The sequence below is a fragment of the Devosia sp. genome (assembly GCF_030689745.1).
In the GTDB taxonomy this organism is placed as follows: Bacteria; Pseudomonadota; Alphaproteobacteria; order Rhizobiales; family Devosiaceae; genus Devosia; species Devosia alba.
The window spans coordinates 1-3,229 of sequence record NZ_JAUYGL010000171.1 but is presented as its reverse complement, the minus strand read 5'-3'; the positions used below and the strand labels follow the sequence as shown (position 1 = coordinate 3,229).

Sequence of the window (3,229 nt, the reverse complement as noted above, 5' to 3'; positions counted from 1 at the left end):
CCATGGCGCGGAGAAGCTCTGCAAACAGGCCCTTGTCGACTGCACGAAAAGGGCCACGCTCGCAAAGCACCTTCCATGCGGCAACGGGACCCACCCCGCCATATTGGAGGATCAGCGCCATGATCTGGTGAATGAGTGTGGAGAGATGCAATCCGGCGGGACTTGGAGGTTCGCACCAATCAGCCTTTAGACATTCGACCATGGCAATAGACTGGACTAGATCGAGGCGGAGCCGGTCACAAGGATGGCGGCCTTTGCCGATAGGCGGCTCGACGATAAAAATGCGCAAGATCGCGGGCTGCCCCGCTCGGCGGCCCGATCGTCCCAAACGCTGCCGGAGTGATGCAACCGAAAAGCCTGGGCCGATCTGGGCCACGGTTTCAACATCGCCGATATCTATACCCAGCTCTAGGGTCGTGGTTGCGACGGCGGTTGTCGGGCGCGGATCATCGCGCAATCTGGTTTCCACCTCTTCTCGGATCGCCTTGGAGAGGTTGCCGTGATGTGCGAAAAATTCCTGTGGCAAGCTTGCTTCCGCGCACATCAACCGTAGCCGGTCCGTGCAGATTTCAACATTGGTCCGGGAACCGGCGAACAGAAGATTGCTTTTGCCGCGCAGAAATCTGAAGAGGTCGTTGGCCAGAGCGTCGGGGAGGATCGACCGGCTGAAGGGATCGGCCGCATCTTCGATCGCTATGTCTGGTGCCAAGTTTTCAGCAGGGGCTTGCTCCGGGTCCTGCCTCTGACCGAGCAGATACCCGCGGATTTGGAGGCGCACCCCACTACCTTCATCTTCACCTTGGACAATTTTTACGTTTGTCCCGTTTCCGGGACGCAGTGCCTCCGCCGCAAGCTGCATATTCCCAAGTGTCGCAGACAGCCCGATGCGGTCGATCTGGTCGCGGTTGGAGGCGACCTCTATCCGGTTGAGAATAGACTGCAACTGCATGCCACGTTCGGTTCCTATGAATGCATGCAACTCATCAATCACGACAGCATCAAGCCGCGAGAACAGTCTGGCAGCTTCACCGCCACGGCGAACAAGGAGCGCCTCGAGTGATTCCGGGGTGATCAGAACGATGCCGGATGGCCGTTTCCGGGCGCGCGTTTTGGCATCGGCAGATACATCGCCATGCCACTTATGGAGCAACATGTCGCAGGATTCACAAAGGCCTTGCAAGCGGCGATGCTGATCGTTGATGAGCGCCTTTAGGGGGCTGACATACAGCACCGAGAAGCCGTCAGCATTTTCGCCCCTCGTCTCGATCCGTGTCAAAAGTGGAAGGAAAACGGCTTCCGTTTTTCCGGCTGCCGTTCGAGCCGATATCACCACATCGCCGCCAGCAAGCACCGCAGGAATCGCCTTTTCCTGAACATCTCGGAGCGTTTTCCACTTCTGTTGCCATATCCATCTGCGGACGGGGTGCGAGAGACGGTCAAATCCGGATGGATGCGTGCTGGTCATTCAAAGGCTCTGGTCGCCGGCTTACCTATATCCAAGGTGGATAGCTCATCGTCCGAGTCACCTTCGACATCGAATATGTCATTATCCGTGAGTTCGCCGCGATCCTCTGCGACATCCACGGAACCCAAAAGCTCTCGCCAGTCCACACCGGGATTCTGTTCGATGATTGCCAGGAGATCGACAAAGGCTTTAACCGTATTGCGGGGAGTCCGGAAATACGCTTCACCGATACGATTGGCACAATGCTCCATGAATGCGTGCAACCCGTCGTCAGGAACGAGCCACTTCTGCGCATCGCCCGACGCAAAGACATCCCTTAGCCGCTCCAACAGATGGTAGAGCTCCTCCGGGGTGAGATTCGGCAAATTGATGACAGGTCCCGAGTAATCCACCAAACCGTTGCCCGCGAAGCTGTTTTCCGCAAGACGGGATTGCAGCGCTTCGTATGAGTATAGCCCGCGACGCGTGTCGAGGAGGAAATCGGGCGTGCCGCCAAGAATGAAGCCGATGCCTTCGGTCGAGCCCTGTAGCACGTCATTGAAGATGCGCAGAATTTGCTCATAGTTCTGCTTTCGCGCCTGCGAACTCTGAAGCTTGTAGAGGTTGACGAGTTCATCCAGACACACAAGAAGTCCGCCGAAGCCGGCGATGCGACAGAAGCGAGCCAGAAGTCGCAAGCCGTCAAAGAAACCTGCGTCATCGATAATGGTGCGCACTCCGAGGTCTGCGCGCGCCTCCGGCTTGGTCGTGTATTAACCGCGCAACCACCGCATGGCAGCGTCCTGCTTGGTGGAATTGCCCTCTTCGTATCCACGCGCATAGGCAGCGATCACGGTCGCGAAATCATACCCCCCGACCATCTCCCTAAGATCGCCGAGGCTTTCATTTATTGCCGATTCAATGGTCATTTCGGAGGCGCTGGCGCGTTCGCTGGCCTTCTGAATAAAGCTCTCAAGAATATTCCGTAGCGCGCCGCCGTCAGGCGTTGTTCGTGTCGAAATGCTTTTCGCTAACTCGGCGTAGAGGCCCCGCGCCTGTCCGCCCGTTGCGTGGAGTCGTCTGTCAGGCGAGAGGTCAGCCTGACAGACAGCCAGCTTGTTCTGGAGTGCGATCTGGCGCACCAAGAAGAGAAAAAAGGTCTTGCCTGCGCCGTAGGCACCGATGACGAAGCGGATCGTGGAACCTCCGTTACCGACCCGCCCGATATCATTGATCATCGCCTCTATTTCCCGCTGCCGACCGACCTGCACATGCTGGAGTCCTAGCCTGGGTACGACACCAGCTCTCAGTGCGCTGATGACGGTGTCGCGATCTCTTGGGCGAATGGTGGTGGCCTTGGCGTTCATAGGGCTGCTCTTTCTTCGAATTTCAACACATCATCGTTAGAGCCGGTGTCATGCGGGAGAAGATGAAGATTGACGATAATCGGTTCGTCTCCCTCCAGTAATAGTTCGTCGAACATATCGAGGGACCAATTATTCAACACTTCGATCGCCGCAGCCGGCATCAAACCCGCCTCCCTGACAAGGCTGCCAAACTCACTTGAAGACCACTCTTCGCTTGCACCAAGCTTAGTGAGAAGCAGGCTATAGCGTCGCTCAAGCCCTTCAAAGCGATCCATATCGTCGATGGCTGCGGGCGTGTCTTCGATGGGTGCTGTCGGTGTACCCAACTCAGGTTCATCAATGAAAATGCTGGCGAGAACATCTGATGCCGCCCGCGTTTCCTCCCTGATGGCAGCAAGGCGAGACGTATCAACGCGAA

Annotated in this window: 2 protein-coding genes and 1 pseudogene; all 3 read right to left on the bottom strand. The window is 56.9% G+C overall.

Going from position 1 to position 3,229, the window contains the following annotated elements; all coding sequences use genetic code 11:
* Positions 1–1,465, bottom strand: a 1,465-nt coding sequence (locus Q8O80_RS14825) for a DEAD/DEAH box helicase (protein ID WP_305580585.1), incomplete at its 3' end; no start/stop codon positions are given.
* Positions 1,462–2,811: pseudogene (locus tag Q8O80_RS14820) on the bottom strand (ATP-binding protein). The pseudogene Q8O80_RS14820 and the gene Q8O80_RS14825, both read right to left, overlap by 4 nt.
* On the bottom strand, positions 2,808–3,229 hold a 422-nt coding region (locus tag Q8O80_RS14815; protein ID WP_305580583.1), incomplete at its 5' end, for a tellurite resistance TerB C-terminal domain-containing protein. The pseudogene Q8O80_RS14820 and the gene Q8O80_RS14815, both read right to left, overlap by 4 nt.